Source organism: Natranaerobius trueperi (assembly GCF_002216005.1).
In the GTDB taxonomy this organism is placed as follows: Bacteria; Bacillota; Natranaerobiia; order Natranaerobiales; family Natranaerobiaceae; genus Natranaerobius_A; species Natranaerobius_A trueperi.
Genome location: NZ_NIQC01000104.1, coordinates 1 through 340, shown reverse-complemented (window position 1 = coordinate 340; position 340 = coordinate 1). Strand labels below are relative to the sequence as shown.

Genomic DNA, 340 nt, shown 5'->3' with positions numbered 1-340 from the left:
GCGGCTCTCTTACTTTTGACGTAGATGATACAGTCATCTGCGTACCTCACAAATTTATGTCCCCTCTTTTCAAGTAGTCGATCAAAATTGTTGAGGTAGATATTACTGAGTAATGGAGACAGGTTTCTACCTTGTGGAGTGCCTTTGGTAGAAGGGCTCGAAAGCCCATTTGACATAGCCCCACTCTTTAAAATTTGCGTATGAGTCGTATGATGCACCTCTGTTTTGCTTTACTCTTTTGTAAGCTGAATTTAAATTTCCTGTGTGTAGTAATTTATCAAGTAAACTTTCTGCACCGTCTTCCTCGCTAGGTTCCAGTGAGTTAGTACTCCGCGCTCCC

The 340-nt window shown here is 42.1% G+C and carries 1 pseudogene; it reads right to left on the bottom strand.

The annotated features are described in order from the left end of the window. Positions 1-208 (bottom strand): annotated as a pseudogene (locus CDO51_RS13300) (reverse transcriptase domain-containing protein); the annotation flags it as partial. Positions 209-340 lie beyond the last annotated feature (132 nt).